The 14,476-nt window shown below is 58.3% G+C and carries 17 protein-coding genes; 8 read left to right on the top strand and 9 right to left on the bottom strand.

What is annotated here, in order from left to right; translation table 11 throughout:
- Window positions 1–32: 32 nt before the first annotated feature.
- Both ACMU_RS17110 and ACMU_RS17105 read right to left on the bottom strand, forming a co-directional pair.
- The gene (locus ACMU_RS17110) at window positions 33–992 is read right to left on the bottom strand and encodes an alpha/beta hydrolase (protein ID WP_035262125.1); all 960 of its coding nucleotides are present in this window, start codon (window positions 990–992) and stop codon (window positions 33–35) included.
- A 12-nt stretch (window positions 993–1,004) separates the two neighbouring features.
- Complete coding sequence (locus tag ACMU_RS17105) at window positions 1,005–1,745, bottom strand: alpha/beta hydrolase (protein WP_035262124.1); 741 nt, start codon at window positions 1,743–1,745, stop codon at window positions 1,005–1,007.
- A gap of 54 nt (window positions 1,746–1,799) precedes the next feature.
- On the opposite strand from ACMU_RS17105, the gene ACMU_RS17100 reads away from it, so the two are divergent.
- Both ACMU_RS17100 and ACMU_RS19610 read left to right on the top strand, forming a co-directional pair.
- On the top strand, window positions 1,800–2,912 hold the full coding sequence (locus tag ACMU_RS17100; protein ID WP_035262121.1) for a pyridoxal phosphate-dependent aminotransferase: 1,113 nt from the start codon (window positions 1,800–1,802) through the stop codon (window positions 2,910–2,912).
- A gap of 55 nt (window positions 2,913–2,967) precedes the next feature.
- The gene (locus tag ACMU_RS19610; RefSeq protein WP_169737941.1) at window positions 2,968–3,144 is read left to right on the top strand and encodes a hypothetical protein; all 177 of its coding nucleotides are present in this window, start codon (window positions 2,968–2,970) and stop codon (window positions 3,142–3,144) included.
- Here ACMU_RS19610 and ACMU_RS17095 read toward each other — a convergent pair.
- Window positions 3,141–4,340, bottom strand: a complete 1,200-nt coding sequence (locus ACMU_RS17095) for a pyridoxal-phosphate-dependent aminotransferase family protein (protein ID WP_035262119.1) — start codon at window positions 4,338–4,340, stop codon at window positions 3,141–3,143. The genes ACMU_RS19610 and ACMU_RS17095 overlap by 4 nt on opposite strands.
- Before the next feature lie 108 nt (window positions 4,341–4,448).
- Here ACMU_RS17095 and ACMU_RS17090 point away from each other — a divergent pair, with 108 nt between their 5' ends.
- The 5 genes from ACMU_RS17090 (at window position 4,449) to ACMU_RS17070 (ending at window position 8,809) form a co-directional block, all read left to right on the top strand.
- Window positions 4,449–5,156 (top strand): phosphatase domain-containing protein, encoded by a 708-nt coding sequence (locus ACMU_RS17090; RefSeq protein ID WP_161635702.1) that lies wholly within the window; start codon window positions 4,449–4,451, stop codon window positions 5,154–5,156.
- Window positions 5,149–6,897 carry an ABC transporter ATP-binding protein gene (locus ACMU_RS17085; RefSeq protein ID WP_035262116.1) on the top strand — a complete coding sequence of 583 codons (1,749 nt, stop codon included), beginning with the start codon at window positions 5,149–5,151 and terminating at the stop codon, window positions 6,895–6,897. Before ACMU_RS17090 ends, ACMU_RS17085 begins: the two co-directional genes overlap by 8 nt.
- 9 nt (window positions 6,898–6,906) lie before the next feature.
- The gene (ygfZ, locus tag ACMU_RS17080) at window positions 6,907–7,659 is read left to right on the top strand and encodes a CAF17-like 4Fe-4S cluster assembly/insertion protein YgfZ (RefSeq protein ID WP_035262114.1); all 753 of its coding nucleotides are present in this window, start codon (window positions 6,907–6,909) and stop codon (window positions 7,657–7,659) included.
- A 65-nt stretch (window positions 7,660–7,724) separates the two neighbouring features.
- Complete coding sequence (locus ACMU_RS17075; protein ID WP_035262112.1) at window positions 7,725–8,105, top strand: VOC family protein; 381 nt, start codon at window positions 7,725–7,727, stop codon at window positions 8,103–8,105.
- Window positions 8,105–8,809, top strand: coding sequence for a helix-turn-helix transcriptional regulator (locus tag ACMU_RS17070; protein ID WP_035262110.1), 705 nt, complete (start codon window positions 8,105–8,107; stop codon window positions 8,807–8,809). The genes ACMU_RS17075 and ACMU_RS17070 overlap by 1 nt, the downstream gene beginning before the upstream one ends.
- Here ACMU_RS17070 and ACMU_RS18935 read toward each other — a convergent pair.
- Together ACMU_RS18935 and efp are read right to left on the bottom strand one after the other, a co-directional pair.
- Entirely contained in the window at window positions 8,806–9,273 is a 468-nt protein-coding gene (locus ACMU_RS18935; RefSeq protein ID WP_051588422.1) for a GNAT family N-acetyltransferase, read from the bottom strand. The genes ACMU_RS17070 and ACMU_RS18935 overlap by 4 nt on opposite strands.
- Window positions 9,274–9,361: 88 nt before the next feature.
- Window positions 9,362–9,925 carry an elongation factor P gene (efp, locus tag ACMU_RS17060; RefSeq protein WP_035262107.1) on the bottom strand — a complete coding sequence of 188 codons (564 nt, stop codon included), beginning with the start codon at window positions 9,923–9,925 and terminating at the stop codon, window positions 9,362–9,364.
- 215 nt (window positions 9,926–10,140) lie between these two features.
- Between efp and ACMU_RS17055 the strand changes: the two genes are divergently transcribed.
- Entirely contained in the window at window positions 10,141–10,461 is a 321-nt protein-coding gene (locus ACMU_RS17055) for a DUF6280 family protein (RefSeq protein WP_035262104.1), read from the top strand.
- Between the two features lie 57 nt (window positions 10,462–10,518).
- Here the strand turns inward: ACMU_RS17055 and ACMU_RS17050 are convergent, their stop codons facing one another.
- The 4 genes from ACMU_RS17050 to ACMU_RS17035 all read right to left on the bottom strand — a co-directional run bounded on the left by ACMU_RS17050 (window position 10,519) and on the right by ACMU_RS17035 (window position 14,306).
- A complete protein-coding gene (locus tag ACMU_RS17050) occupies window positions 10,519–11,016 on the bottom strand; it encodes a cobalamin biosynthesis protein CobQ (protein WP_236626293.1) in 498 nt (165 codons plus the stop codon).
- An 89-nt stretch (window positions 11,017–11,105) separates the two neighbouring features.
- Entirely contained in the window at window positions 11,106–12,161 is a 1,056-nt protein-coding gene (locus ACMU_RS19560) for a hypothetical protein (RefSeq protein ID WP_035262098.1), read from the bottom strand.
- A gap of 70 nt (window positions 12,162–12,231) precedes the next feature.
- Window positions 12,232–13,593, bottom strand: coding sequence for a TolC family outer membrane protein (locus ACMU_RS17040; RefSeq protein ID WP_035262306.1), 1,362 nt, complete (start codon window positions 13,591–13,593; stop codon window positions 12,232–12,234).
- 59 nt (window positions 13,594–13,652) lie between these two features.
- Window positions 13,653–14,306, bottom strand: a complete 654-nt coding sequence (locus ACMU_RS17035; RefSeq protein ID WP_035262095.1) for a protein-L-isoaspartate O-methyltransferase family protein — start codon at window positions 14,304–14,306, stop codon at window positions 13,653–13,655.
- Between the last annotated feature and the right edge of the window lie 170 nt (window positions 14,307–14,476).

Below are 14,476 nucleotides of genomic sequence, written 5' to 3'. Positions count from 1 at the left end.
AAGGAAAATTTACCAAGCTTCGGGCGTGAGAGCTACAAATCTGCGACCCATTTCTCAATCGCTGCGCGGACCGTTGCATTAAGGCCCGGGCTCATGATGTCTCCGGCTAATACATGGGCGTTTTGATCATCTTCCGTGCCCGGCTCGACATTCACGATCTGCGCATCATCACCCCATGACCCTGCAACCTGACGGGTCAGGTCCGCACGCACCACGGTGTCGTTGTCCGAAAAGATGAACAAGGCGGGAACAGAGGCTGTGCTGAAATCAAGACGACGCACAGCCACCAAAAGCGCCTGCAGCGGCAAAGCGGAAACCACTGGATAGCGCGCCGTCCAGAATGCCGCATGCGCGTCGTTCTTCGTTTCGAAGCTGCGTTCGTGCCCTTCGATCAACGGCACAAAGTAGCGCGCGAATGGGGCGGAAAGTATGGGGGCCATGGGGTTGTTAATCCCATAATTCGGCGAAATCAGGACCATACCCTTTACGTTCTCTGCGCGCGCTGGATCGGTCGCGGCAAGCATGGCCAGTGTCCCGCCAGTGGAAGTGGACAGGATCAACAGCTCCTCTCCAATGGTGCGACCGATGGCCAGCGCTTCGTCCAGATCATGCACCCAATCCGCGACGGTGGGTTCTGCCATCGCCGCGCCATCGCGGCCATGGCCAGCAAGCCGAGCGTAGTAAAGGTTCGCACCAAGGGTTGCGGCCACTTGATCCGGAACCGGCCGAATCTCTTCGGACGTAGCCGAGAAACCGTGCAGGTAGATGATCGAAAGCGGTGTTTTTTGCCGTGCTTCTGTCGCCCAGACCACGCGTTTCGCGACGCCCTCACGCAGGTTTGGGACGTTTCCTTCGACGTCCGCCAGGTAAATGTCCACGTCGTCACCAATGGCATTGGGATCGAACCGCGCTGTCAGGTCCACCTTTTCGCGGGTCAGGTACCCGCCCACAACCAAAAGCGCGACCAAAGCCGCAAGGATCTTCCACACCATGCCTTTCCTCCCTCAGGCAAGCAGGGCCTCGGCTGTCTTGGTGATCAAATCGAGGCACTGGGGCGAGGAGAACCGGTGATCTTCCCCTTTGACAAGGGTCAACCTAACGTCACCTCCGCCCAGATGGTCCAGCAGTCGCAGGGCGGTATCCCGGCTGACGGCCTCGTCTTCTGTGCCTTGCAGAAGCCGTACGGGGCCGGGAACCGACAAGGGGCTGCGCAGAACCAATTGATTGCGGCCATCCTCGATCAGACGCTTGGTGATGACATAAGGCTCGTCGGAATACTCCGATGGAAGCTCGATCCTTCCATCGCGCAGCAAAGTGGCCCGTTGGTCTTCTGTGAATTCGGACCAATAGCCGTCCTCGGTGAAATCCGGCGCCGCCGCGATTCCGATCAGACCCGCCACGCGTTCCGGCATTGCGCGCGCCACCAACAAGGAAATCCATCCTCCCATGGACGAGCCGATCAACAATTGCGGGCCCTCGGTCAGCGCCCCGATCGCATCCATCGCATCCTGCGCCCAATCGCCGATGCAGCCATCCTCGAAAGCTTCACTGCTTTCGCCATGTCCGGAATAGTCGAACCGCAGAAAGGCGCGGCCTTGCGCACGCGCCCACTCCTCCAAATACACCGCCTTTGTCCCTGCCATGTCGGATTTGAACCCCCCCAGGAACACGATGCCGGGCCCTGCCCCTTCGGTCCTGTGGTAGGCGATAGTGCGGCCGTTCGGGGTGGTAAGGTTGGCGTGCATGTCGGTCCTGAAATTGCTTGTCGTCCCGTGGGAACATGTGGTTGTTTTACCGCCATGACTGGACCGCGTTTTACCCCGCTCGTCAACTCTTTGCCCGCCACCGTTCCCTTTGTTGGACCCGAGGCGCTGGAACGCGCGCGCGGCCGGCCCTTTGCGGCACGGCTGGGTGCAAACGAAAGCTTGTTTGGACCGCCACCAGTGGCGGTCGAGGCAATGGCGAAGGCTGCCGCCGAGTTGTGGCAATACGGCGACCCGGAATCGTGGGACCTGCGTGCGGAATTGGCGAATATTCACGCGGTTGGTATGGAAAACATCGTCATGGGCAGTGGCATTGACGGTCTGTTGGGCTCCCTGGTGCGACTATGCGTGGCGCCGGGGGATGCAGTGGTCACTTCGCTGGGCGGCTATCCCACATTGAACTACCACGTGGCCGGATATGGCGGTGTGATTCACACCGTGCCATTTCGTGGCGATCACGAAGATTGCGATGCCCTGATCGCCAAAGCTGCCGAAGTTGAGGCAAAACTGGTGTATCTGGCCAATCCCGACAATCCGATGGGCACATGGCATGACGCCGCCAAAGTTCAGGCAATGATCGAAGCCGTGCCTGACGGCACGCTGCTCATTCTGGACGAAGCTTATCTTGAATTTGCACCTCAAGGGACTGCCCCCGCCGTCAACCCGGATGACCCGCGGGTGATCCGCATGCGTACCTTCTCCAAAGCTTATGGCATGGCGGGCGCCCGGATCGGTTACGCACTTGGCGCAGCACCTGTGATTGCCGAGTTCGCAAAGGTTCGCAACCATTTCGGCGTTTCACGCGCCAGCCAGGCGGGCGCACTTGCGGCACTGGGTGCGACCGCGTGGTTGGCTGAAACGAAGGCAAAGGTGGCCGCCGGGCGCGACCGCTTGGCTGGCATCGCACGCGCCAACCAGATGACTGCAATCCGCTCGGCCACGAATTTTGTCACTATGGATTGCGGCAAGGATGGAGAGTTTGCCCGCGCGGTGCTGGCAGCGCTGGCAGATCTCGATATCTTCGTACGTATGCCCTTTGTGGCCCCGGGCGACCGATGTATTCGCGTCTCTGCCGGTCCTGAACGGGAAATGGCCCTGTTTGAAGCGGCCCTGCCTCAGGCGCTGAAAACCGCTCACACGAAGGCGTGATTGGCCGTGGCTTAACCTCCACCCTACCCTTTGAGACACAGCAAAGGAGGCCCCGATGCACATGCCGCCACGCGGCCCCGCGCCAAACTATACAGTTCCGGCCCTGATTATGGGGTTCGTCAACCTGTTGGCGTGGTTGATTGTCATTTGGGGTGTTTGGGGGTTCAGTGTTGCGCTGCTGGTTGGCGTGGCACTGCACTGGTTGGTGGGACGCCTGCCCCACCGCGATTAGCTTGCCGCCAGCACTTTTGCCGCCGCGCCCAGCGCGCCTTCACCATGCGGAATGTCCAGCGCCGTTAATCCTGCTTCGATCGAACCCAGCACACCGAAGATCATCTGACCATTCACGTGACCCATATGGACAATACGGAAATGCCGGTGCCATGCGGGATCGCCCGAATGCGCCATGCCTAACCCGATGCCCAGGGTCACGCCCATATTCTGTTCGGTCCAATCGCGCAGTGCGGTGCCATTCGGGCCGGTCAAACGCGCAGCTGTCACGGCGTGCGAGCGGTCTTTGCGGTCTTCAACGTTCAGTGTCATCGGGCCGCCATCGCCCCAAACCTCCATCGCGGTCCAGACCGCCTCGGCAATACGCGTGTGTCTGTTGAATACAGCGTCGAGCCCTTCTTCATGCACGATCATGTTGAGCGCCTCGCGCAGGCCAAACAAATGATGCGTCGGCGCGGTTCCCGCGAAGTATTGATAGAATTCTTCCGGGTTGCCCCGGTTCGTCCAGTCCCAATAGATCGAGACCAAAGGCATCGCGCGGCGCACTTCGGCGGCCTTTTCGTTGAAAAAGACAAAAGAGACACCGGGCGGGGTCATCAGGCCTTTTTGACAGGCCGCCACCATCACATCGACACCCCAGGCATCCATTTCGAACCGGTCACATCCCAGCGATGCGATGCAATCGGCCATCAAAAGCCCCTCGTACCCTGCCGCATCCAGCGCAGCCCGAACGGCAGCAACGTCGTTCAGGATCGAGGTCGACGTATCAACATGAGTCACCATCACGGCTTTGAAACCGGCCGCGTCGGGCTGCTTCAGCCGGGTTTCAACCTTGGCAGGATCCACCGGTGTATCCAGACCAAATTCCAAGATCTCTGCGTGAATCCCCATGCGTTCGGCCATCTCGGCCCAGCCATGTCCAAACCGGCCTGTGGCCAGAACCAGTACCTTCTCGCCAGGCGCGGCGACGTTGGCCAATGCGGCCTCCCATGCGCCGTGACCATTGGCGATGTAGATCGCAACGTGGCCGTTTGTGCGCGCAACGGTCTTTAGATCGGGGATTAAGCTGGCCGTAAGGTCCACAAGTGAACCTGAATAGATGTTCGGCGCGGGTTGGTGCATGGCCCGCAGCACCCGGTCTGGCGTGACGGAAGGGCCAGGAATGGCGAGGTAGGAACGACCGTTGCGCAAAGACATGGGATCCTCGTGAGAATTGGTGACCTATCCCACTTATGCCTCACATAAGGACAGGTCAATCGCTTGCCACACCGCAATTTTCCCGCTAGACCCGGCCCCTGTTTGAACGTGGAAAATCTGAGCATGCTGCGCAACCTTTGGTCCCGTCTGAAGGGGTTTGAAACCCACCTGCGCCAAAACTGGGGACGCGACATTTCCACGCCATCCGGACGCCGCAACGCATGGTGGCATTTCCAGTTGATGGATCACGCCTTTTTACGAGTGCTGTGGACCAACCTGGACGAAATTGCACCGGGCGTTTGGCGGTCGAACCAACCCAGTCCAAAACGCATTAAGCGCTATGCACGTATGGGTATCCGCAACATCATCTATTTGCGAGGCGAAGCGCCCAAAAGCCATCTGCTATTTGAGCGTGAAACCTGCGCGCAGCTGGACATTGGGCTGCACAACGTTTCGCTTAGCGCGCGCAACCTGTGCCCGGCCGATGAATACCTGAAACTTCTGGACCTGTTTGATCGGCTGGAAAAGCCTTTTCTCATGCATTGCAAATCGGGTGCAGACCGTGCCGGTCTAGCTTCGGCGATGTATTTGATCCATGCTGAGGGAAAATCAGTAGCCGAGGCGCGGGCGCAACTTTCGTTCAAATACCTGCACCTCAAGAACGACAGCACGGGTGTTCTGGATTTCATGCTGGAGAAACTTGAAGTCGATCAGAAAAATGCACCGCAAACCCTGCGGACGTGGCTGCAGTCAACGTATGATCAAACTGCCCTGAGCCACGAATTTGCACAAAAACGGGCAGCGCGCAGTGGCTGAGCACCGCGGCATCCTAAGGTGGATCTGGCGCGGGTATCTACGCCGCTATTGGCCCATGATTGCCGTGGCACTGGCTCTGATGTCGGCGGAAGGCGTGGCACTGGGTGTGTTCAGCCGGATGATCGAACCGATGGTCGACAACGCCCTCGTCGCGCGCGAACCCGGGGCTTTGTCGCGCGTGGCAACGGTAATTGCCGGCATCTTCGTGCTGCGGGCCATTGCCGGATTTGGACACCGCGTTCTGATGGCACGCGTCGGACAAAGGGTGGCCAATCACCTGCAAAAAGACCTTTTGGACCACATGCTGACGCTGGACAAACAATGGTTCCAACGCAATCCGCCCGGCGGGCTGATTGAACGGGTACGCGGTGACACAACGGTTGTCTCAACGATTTGGGGCACCATTCTTGCCGCTGGTGGACGAGACATCGTGGCGCTGGTCGCCCTGTTCAGCGTTGCGATTTCAATCGACCTGACCTGGACATTGATTGCCGTGGCGGCGGTGCCCCTTCTGGTCTTGCCTGTGGCGGTCTTGCAGCGGCTGGTACGACGCATGACATTGGGTGCCAGAAATGCCGCCGAAGGCATCACAACGCGCCTGGACGAGATTTTCCACGGTATTACGACTATCAAGCTCGACCGAATGGAGACCCGGGAATCGGGGCGTTTCGTCTCTAAGCTCGATGCATATTTCAAGGCTCATATCGCGGCGCAGACCGGTCAGGCCGCGATCCCCGCCTTAATCGACGTCGTGGCCGGTATCGGCGTTACGGGCGTTATTGTTCTTGGTGGGTCGGAAGTTTTGTCGGGCGACAAAACACCGGGCCAGTTCATCAGCTTCCTTTTTGCCATCGCGCTGGTCTTTGACCCTTTGAGGCGGTTGGGGCAGATTTCCGGAGCTTGGCAAGCGGCGTTGGCCAGCCTCATGCGCCTTCACGCTGTGTTTCAAACGCAACCTTCCATCCTGCCGCCGGCCGAGCCACGCGCGTTGCCGGTTTCCGGCAATCAGGCGGATGTGGAGTTGCGGGATGTACACATGGCCTATGATGACACCCCGGTTCTGAACGGCCTGAACCTGACCGCCAAAGCGGGGGAGGTCACCGCGCTGGTTGGCCCGTCCGGCGCTGGCAAAAGCACCGTTTTCAACCTGATCACCCGCTTGGTCGAGCCACAAAGCGGTGACGTCCGCGTTGGAGGCATAGCCGTATCCGAACAAGACCCGGACGCGCTGCGCGCGCTGTTTTCGGTGGTTTCGCAAGACGCGGTACTGTTTGACGAAACGTTGCGGGATAACATCCTTCTTGGACGCTCGGTGCCTGATGCCACTTTGCAGTCGGTGCTCAAGGCGGCGCATGTGGACGAGTTCCTGCCCAAACTTCCGAATGGTCTGGACAGCCCCTGTGGGCCGCGTGGTTCAGCCCTGTCAGGAGGGCAGAAACAGCGCGTCGCCATTGCACGTGCATTGTTGCGGGATGCCCCGATCCTGCTGCTGGACGAGGCAACGTCTGCACTCGATACACGCTCGGAACGCATCGTTCAGGAAGCGCTGGAACAGCTTTCAGCCAACCGCACAACACTTGTGATTGCCCACCGTCTTGCAACTGTACGCAATGCAGACAAGATCGTGGTGATGGACAAGGGAACTGTCGCCGAAGAAGGTAGCCACGACGCATTGCTGGCCTCGGGCGGGTTGTATTCGGGGCTGTATCAACTGCAATTCGCCGGCAAAAACGGTGCATGAGGGCTGACCATGGAAGACAATGCACGCACAGTCTTGTCGCTGACCGGGACCGACGTCGTCGAGTTTCTGCAGAACCTTGTTACCAACGATGTCTCGGATCTGGACGGGCGTTTGGTTTATACCGCCTTGCTGACACCGCAGGGTAAGTACTTGGCCGACTTCTTTGTAACCAAACGGGGCGATGCGGTGCTGCTGGACGTGGCGATGCCCCTTGCAGCGGGGCTGGCACAACGGCTGAACATGTACAAACTGCGCGCCGACGTAACGATCGGCGATAGCGGCCTGAAGGTGCTGCAGGGTGACGGGACACCGCCAGAGGGGGCGCTTGCCGATCCGCGTGATACATCGCTTGGATGGCGGCTTTATGGCGCTGAAGGCGGCAATCAAATCACCGAATGGACCGCACGCCGGATCGCCGCTGTGGTGCCTGAAACCGGGGTCGAGCTGACACCCAACGAAAGCTATATCCTTGAACAAGGATTCGAGCGGCTAAACGGTGTTGATTTCCGCAAGGGCTGTTATGTCGGTCAGGAAGTCACCGCCCGCATGAAACACAAGACCGAACTGCGTAAGGGTTTGGCCCAGGTCAGGATCGAAGGTACGGCCGAGCCGGGTTCCGAGATTACGGCCAATGGCAAACCCGCGGGCACTTTGCACAGCGTGGCAGGCGACCTTGGCCTGGCCTATCTGCGTTTTGATCGGGCCGTTGGCGAGATGCAGGCGGGCACGGCAAAAATCTTCCGGGTTAATGCGTCCTCCTGACAGATAGTTGTCAGGAGGGGTCTGTCATGGTGTGATCATTCACAACCATCCAAGGATGACACAGCATGCCTTTCACACCACCCAGCGCACTTGTCTGGTCCGAGATTCCGGCCACAGATCTGGACGCGGCCATTGCCTTTTACAAAGCTGTTTTCGACTGGGATATCGAACTGCAGACGGATGGACCGAACCCGTTCGGCATCATTAAAACCTCTGACCCCATGGGCGCAGCAGGTCATATCTATCCCGGAAAACCCGCAGCAGAGGGCCAAGGACCAACTCCACATTACCTTGTTCCCGACAGTATCGAAGCCAGTGTCGAGCGTCTGGTTGCTGCCGGCGGTACCAAGTTGAGCGACCCAATCCCCTTCCCTGGTGGGCGGTTCCTATATGCGCAGGACCCCGATGGCAATTCCATCGGCCTGTTTCAACCGCCTTCGGCCTGATGCGTCGCGCCGACCGCCTTTTCCAGATCGTCCAGTATCTTCGGGGCGGTCGGTTGCTAACAGCGCGCGATCTGGCCGAACGTCTAGAGGTATCCGAACGCACGATCTATCGCGACATTGCCGATCTGATCGGATCGGGTGTACCCATCGAAGGCGAGGCCGGCGTTGGGTACCTGATGCGCGCCGGTTACGACTTGCCCCCGCTGATGTTCACCGAAGGAGAGATCGCGGCACTGGTGGCTGGCGCGCGTTTGATCCGTGCCTGGGGCGGGTTGGACATGGCCCGCGCCGCCGAACATGCGCTCTCGAAGATCGATGCGGTTTTGCCCGAAGCAGCACGTGAACGGGCGCAATCCGTTCAGATTCACGCAATCGCCGGCCCGGAAATCACCGAGGACTTGCGACGCCAGATCGATCTGCTTGACGCGGCAATCATTGGCAGCATCGGCATGAACGTCGCCTATGCCGATGGCGAGGGTCGCAAGACGACCCGCCATATTCGCCCGCTGGGCCTATGGTTCTGGGGTAAGGTTTGGACGCTTATCGCGTGGTGCGACCTGCGTCATGACTTCAGGATGTTCCGTGTCGACCGCATTTCCGACATGCAGTCGACCGGGGCCTATGCAAAGGCTCCCGGCCGTGATCTGGCGGCATTCTACCGCCAGATGGAAATGGAGCATGGCAGCGGGGCGTATCGCGGCTAGAGCGCTGCCCCGACACGCATGACACGTACGTTCAACCCGTTCTTTTCCATCAAACGGGCAGAGGCTGTGTTGAACACGTGATAGCTGGCCGAGATCGTGTGACAGCCCACCGCAACAAGCCGCGCTTTGCCTGCCTTTATCAGTGCGGTGCCAATGCCGCGCCCCTGCCTGTCGGTACGAACCGCGATCTGGTCCACTTCGCCATTCCGCTGAGGCCGGACAAAAGGGTTTCCTTCGCGCCGCGTTACCGAGAAGGCGGCATATCCCACGGCCTGCCCGTCCTCGCGCGCAACAAGGATGAACTTGTCAGGATCATTCACCCAGTCGTCATAAAAGGATTTCAGCCGGGCCGGTTCGGGCGCAGCGTAAAACTGCCCCGGAACCATCTTGGCGTGCAAACCTTGCACTATGGCATTCAGCGGCAGGATCTCTGCCACCTCGCCCTTTTTAAGATCGGTAATCATCTTGGTCTCTCCGGGTTTTGCCGAAGCCGACCTGCCCAATCTGCGCCCCGGCTTGTTTCAGCCAAGGGGCAGTGCGCGCGAAGCCCCGTTAGGCGCGTTCGCTATACTCAAACGTTTCGGTATTCACGATGATGTCCTCGTCCTGCCCCACAAAGGGCGGCACCATCACCTTGACGCCATTGTCCAGAACAGCCGGTTTGAAGCTGTTGGCGGCGGTTTGGCCTTTGACTACCGGCTCGGTCTCGATCACCTTGCAGGTGACCTTTTGCGGCAACGTGGCGTTCAGCGCCTCGGATTCGTAGAATTCGATCACGATGGTCATACCATCCTGCAGGAACGGACGACGGTCGCCCAGAATCTCGGACGGCAGTTCGATCTGGTCGAAAGTTTCGTTGTCCATAAAGACCAGCATGCCGTCAGATTCGTACAGGAACTGCTGATCTTTCTGTTCCAGACGCACGCGCTCCACTTTGTCGGCGCTGCGGAACCGTTCGTTCAGTTTCGAGCCGTTGCGCAAGTTGCGCAGCTCGACCTGCGCAAAAGCGCCCCCTTTTCCGGGCTTTACGTGGTCGACCTTTACAGCGGCCCACAGGCCATCGTTGTGCTCCAGCACGTTGCCGGGGCGAATTTCGTTGCCGTTGATCTTTGCCATCGTCGAGACCTAGCCAAAAGGTTGATACTTGTTCACCGAGACCTATATATTTTCGGCTTCGGGGTGGCAAGCTGACTATATCCTGTAAAGGTATTGCGACAGACATGCACCGTGTGCATAACAGGTATTCCAAACTGGAAATACCGAATCGTCGCAAAAACGCCATATTGCCCCTCACGCCAGAAATGCAAGAGCAAGAATAAAAGGACGACGAGATGATCGATTTCGTTGACGGCACTGCCTACAACAATGAACAAGGCAACCGGTCACGTAAACTGTTTGCGGCTGTTGTGTTGGCCGCTTTGGATGACGCTATTGCCGACGACAAAAAGTACGGCAATGGCCCGGAACAGATTGCGCGTTGGGCGCGATCAAAGGATGGCCGCGAGGTTCTGTCGTGCGCCGGAATCGACCCGAACGAACGTGTGGTCGGTGGTCTGATGGAATTTGTGTCCAAGGGTGTTCGCACCTCGGTCGCGCTGTCGCGCGAAGAAAGCGAACGCCGCCAGTCGATGGAACAAGCCGAAGCGGCCTAAGCCAGAGACTGTTTGTGCAAAAGGCCGTGCCCTTTCGGGCGCGGCTTTTTTGTGCCCTCAGGAAAAGACCCAGCTCCAGAAAAGTGTGGGCGTTACCGTAAGAAGCATGGCAACGGAAATCGCAACCCTGGGGGCGACTTCGTGATGTCGCAGCCAAAGGGCAACCCCGCACGCAGCACAGATCGCGCTTTCAACATAGCGAACGACACCGGCATGATGCGCGTTGTCCCAATAGCTGACGGGGCTGTAAAACACCCAGTTGCTCAGCGGCCAGAAATGTCGTCGCGCATCGTCGTTATGTAGAGGGAAATCTGTCAACAAATGCACGATCCCTGCCCCGGCAAAGGCGATCAATACCGGCGCCCGCCAAAAGAGTGCAGCGAACAGAAGCAGGCTCCAAAGGACAAAACTGTTATCCACAGCAAAGATCTGTTGCCATTCGTCCGAGAAATAGCGTTCGTTAAAAACTTTTTCGGGGCTTTCCTTGCGGATTAACAAGGCCCAGCCGCTGAGCGCATACAGTGATAAGTCCGGCAGCAGCGCACCCGCCGCCACCAACGCATTGCGTCGCGGCTGATTGGGGCGGCCAAACAGCGCCAGCCCAATAAGAATATGGCTGGGAGTATTCACGTTTTTTGGGTGTCTTAGTCGAAGTCGCGGCTGGCCAACGCGCGGTTGATTTCACGCCGGACCAGTTTTCGGACGTTGCGCGTTATTCGCTCACCTAGGCCGCCTTGCAGCTCCTCGCGGACAATTGCAACAACCATTTCACGCAAGGAATCTTCATCCAGCAGAACGGAATCACTTTCGTCGACCGCAGACCATGTGTCGTCCGGTTCGACCTCTTCCGGTTTTTCGTCCAGTTGCGGAGGCTGCGCATGGTGAAACATGGCTGACGCAACAGTGGCCTCTTCAGGCTCGGGGCTTTGTTCCAGTTCCTGTGCAAGTTCTTCGGCAGCTTCTGCCTCGGTAACGGCCTCGGGTTCTGAAAAAGTTTCGGTTTCAGGGGCCTCTTGTGTTGATTGGGCATCCGCCGGGGCGACCAGTTCTTCCACCGGGTCGTCAGAAACGTCAATTTCAGCTTCCGGTGGCAATTCGAAGGGTGTTGTCGACTGCTCGGCGTCGACAGCGACTTTTTCTGCCGGTTCGTCGTCTAGTTCTTCGGGTTGCTGAGTGGTCTGCCAAGGAAAAGCGGTTGGCGACACCTTTTCAGGTGCTGCGTTTTCCGGCGGCTGTTCCGTCTCCTGAAGCTCTTCCTGTACCACCTCGGCAACCGCATCTGTTGCAAAGGCTTCAACTTCGCCTTTTACCGCGTCGCCAGCACCTACAAGCTCTTCGAAGCTGGTGGCGGGTTTTTCCATCTCGCTGCCGTCGGGCTCCCATTCGTCATGAGCGCGCGAAACGGCTGCCTCCAGTTCAGCAATGCGATCCTCCAGCGAAATCTCTTCCCACCGATCCTCGGAACTTGGCGCGGGCGTGTCCGGTACTTCCCTTGCCTCAAGCGCGGCATCTTGCTCAGAGACACGCAGCGACGGTGTCAAAACCAATTTGTCGGCGGCATCCTCTTCTTCGGCCGCTGCTGGCTCTTGCGCTTTTTCTTGTTGAACGCCACCAAGTTTGTCGCCTTCGTCCGCAGACACAAGTTTGCGGATCGAAGCCAATACATCCTCGATTTCGGAGTTCGTTGCCACGTCCGACATACCAATCCTCACTGCCACCTCAAGCACTTAGTGTAGCGCGAGAGGGGCAGTCACACAATCTTTGGAATTGTCAGTTTTTACCGAGGCTCTTCATAATGCGGTCCAGCTTCTCACCCTGGACACTGCGAACTGGCGCAGTTTTGACCGCATTATAGTAGGCTGCCGGATCGTATGTCGGAATGCCAAGACCCAAATGATCCACCGTCAGCAAGCCAACCGATTGCAGGACAACATAGTAGGAGTTGAACAAAGCAGCTTCGGCATCAACACGGGCGGTCTGTGCATCAAGCAGGTCTTGTTGGGCATCCAAAACGTCCAGCGTCGTTCTTGCACCCAGGCGTGCTTCTTCCCGCGTACCGTCAAAGGCCAGCTGTGCCGCGCGGATTTGCTTGTCTGTTGCTTCAATTTGCGCGCGCGCCACCGCCAATCCGGTCCACGCATCGCCGACACCTTGTTCAACGATCTGTGTCGAGCGAAGCAAAGACGAGCGTGCCGCATCCCGGTTCGCAGACGCCTGACGCAGCGCAGACTTCAACGCACCACCGGCGTACAAGGTTTGCTGCAATTGCAAGCTCAGACTGGCGGATGAGCGGCCGGTATCACCGGCTGACAATCCTGCGGTACCAGTTACACTTGGCCCCAGTGTTGTCTTCGCCCGGCTCACCAAGATCTCTGCCGCTGCCACATCATGCTGGGCTGCTGTGATTGTCGGATGGTTGCGTTGTGCCAGCTTCCGCGCTGCATCCAAAGAGTTGGGCAACTGCGGAACACGTGGAACTCCCATCAGGTTTGAGGGCAATCCGCCGATCTCGGCCCGATAGGCTTCCTGCGCCTGCAAAACAGACCCTCGGGCAGAGACTTCCTGACTTTGTGCGCGTGCCAGCGCCGATTCCGCCTGCGAAACATCCGTCCGGGTCACCTCGCCCACTTCAAAACGGTCGCGTGCCGCCCGCAGCTGTTCAGCGCTGAGGCGCACGTTGCTTTGCGCCAGCCGCAAGTTTTCGGTGGCGCTGCGCAACGTATTATAGGACACGACGGCAGACAAAAGAACGTTCTGTTCCAGACCCAGCAACTGCGCGCGAGTCGACAAAACGCTTTCTTTGGCACCTTCAATCGCCAGCCGGTTGTTGCCACCATCATAAAGATCCATCGATGCCTGAAGGCTGATCGACGCGCTGGTATTGGTACTGTTCCCAAAGGTTGGCGACGGGCTCACATTCTGGATTGAAGCATCCGCCACAAATGCCAAAACCGGACGCAAAGCCGCAACACTTTGGGCAACGCCTTCGTCCGCTGCGCGAAGCAGGGCACGGTTTTGCTCCAACAACTGGCTGTTGTTATAGGCCTTGATCAGCGCATCCGTCAGAGTTTCCGATAAGGCGCCCGTTGTGCCGGCCAAAAGAATGGCCGCCGACATCGTCAATCGCCGCATCATGGTTCCTCGGATTGGTTTCATCTTCAAATCCCTTTGCGGCATATTCCGAATTCAAATCAGAGGCTAAAGGCCAGTTCCTTGGCAAACCCCGGCAAGACCGGCGCTGTTGCGTTGAACACCATTCGCCACGAAACACCATGTGGGGTTTTCACGCCAACTTTACACTGCCCCAAGGCACCTTCCATGAAAATTGCGGCAATCCTGCCACCTTCGCGGAGTTGGTCGAGGATCTCGCCGGGTACATCTTCAACACCGCCAGCGACTACGATCGCATCATAAGGCCCATGTTTCGCCGCACCAGCGCTCAGCCGGCCAGCGATGACCGCAGCGTTGTCCGCCCCATGCTCTGACAAGAGTTTCTGGGCGTCTTCGGCCATTCCTTCGTCGGTTTCCACGGCCACGACCGCCGCGGCAAACCGCGCAATCACGGCCGACGAATAGCCAAGCCCACAACCGATATCCAAGACAACGTCGTCGCCTCCGATTTCGAGCGCATCCAGCATCTTTGCGAGACTTCGAGGTTCACAAATCTCACGCCCATCCGAAAGGGCAACCGGACCATCGACATACGCAGCTTCGCGCTGTTCGTCCGGAACAAACTCTTCGCGTGGCACTGAAAGCATGGCATCGATAATCGGATATTTGGTTACATCAGAAGGGCGGATTTGCGTGTCCACCATCACCAAACGACGTTGCGCGAATGCTGTCATGAGACTGAACTTTTCGGTCTAGTTTCTGTTCGCACTGTCTTGCCACAGAAACACGAAATCGGCAACACGGCAAATCGGCCGAAACTGCGTACGAGGCCTTGCAACCCAACGACCTTTGCTCTATCGAACCGTCACCCACTTAAGGCGAGTTGGCGGAGTGGTGACGCAGC

The organism is Actibacterium mucosum KCTC 23349 (genome assembly GCF_000647975.1).
In the GTDB taxonomy this organism is placed as follows: Bacteria; Pseudomonadota; Alphaproteobacteria; order Rhodobacterales; family Rhodobacteraceae; genus Actibacterium; species Actibacterium mucosum.
This window is presented reverse-complemented; position numbering and strand designations above follow the sequence as displayed.

Bases quoted from the DNA above. Each gene is read 5' to 3' on its own strand.
- ACMU_RS17110 (WP_035262125.1), bottom strand. From the start codon at position 992: ATGGTGTGGAAGATCCTTGCGGCTTTGGTCGCGCTTTTGGTTGTGGGC.
- ACMU_RS17105 (WP_035262124.1), bottom strand. From the start codon at position 1,745: ATGCACGCCAACCTTACCACCCCGAACGGCCGCACTATCGCCTACCAC.
- ACMU_RS17100 (WP_035262121.1), top strand. From the start codon at position 1,800: ATGACTGGACCGCGTTTTACCCCGCTCGTCAACTCTTTGCCCGCCACC.
- ACMU_RS19610 (WP_169737941.1), top strand. From the start codon at position 2,968: ATGCACATGCCGCCACGCGGCCCCGCGCCAAACTATACAGTTCCGGCC.
- ACMU_RS17095 (WP_035262119.1), bottom strand. From the start codon at position 4,340: ATGTCTTTGCGCAACGGTCGTTCCTACCTCGCCATTCCTGGCCCTTCC.
- ygfZ (WP_035262114.1), top strand. From the start codon at position 6,907: ATGGAAGACAATGCACGCACAGTCTTGTCGCTGACCGGGACCGACGTC.
- ACMU_RS17075 (WP_035262112.1), top strand. From the start codon at position 7,725: ATGCCTTTCACACCACCCAGCGCACTTGTCTGGTCCGAGATTCCGGCC.
- ACMU_RS17070 (WP_035262110.1), top strand. From the start codon at position 8,105: ATGCGTCGCGCCGACCGCCTTTTCCAGATCGTCCAGTATCTTCGGGGC.
- ACMU_RS18935 (WP_051588422.1), bottom strand. From the start codon at position 9,273: ATGATTACCGATCTTAAAAAGGGCGAGGTGGCAGAGATCCTGCCGCTG.
- efp (WP_035262107.1), bottom strand. From the start codon at position 9,925: ATGGCAAAGATCAACGGCAACGAAATTCGCCCCGGCAACGTGCTGGAG.
- ACMU_RS17055 (WP_035262104.1), top strand. From the start codon at position 10,141: ATGATCGATTTCGTTGACGGCACTGCCTACAACAATGAACAAGGCAAC.
- ACMU_RS19560 (WP_035262098.1), bottom strand. From the start codon at position 12,161: ATGTCGGACGTGGCAACGAACTCCGAAATCGAGGATGTATTGGCTTCG.
- ACMU_RS17040 (WP_035262306.1), bottom strand. From the start codon at position 13,593: ATGCGGCGATTGACGATGTCGGCGGCCATTCTTTTGGCCGGCACAACG.
- ACMU_RS17035 (WP_035262095.1), bottom strand. From the start codon at position 14,306: ATGACAGCATTCGCGCAACGTCGTTTGGTGATGGTGGACACGCAAATC.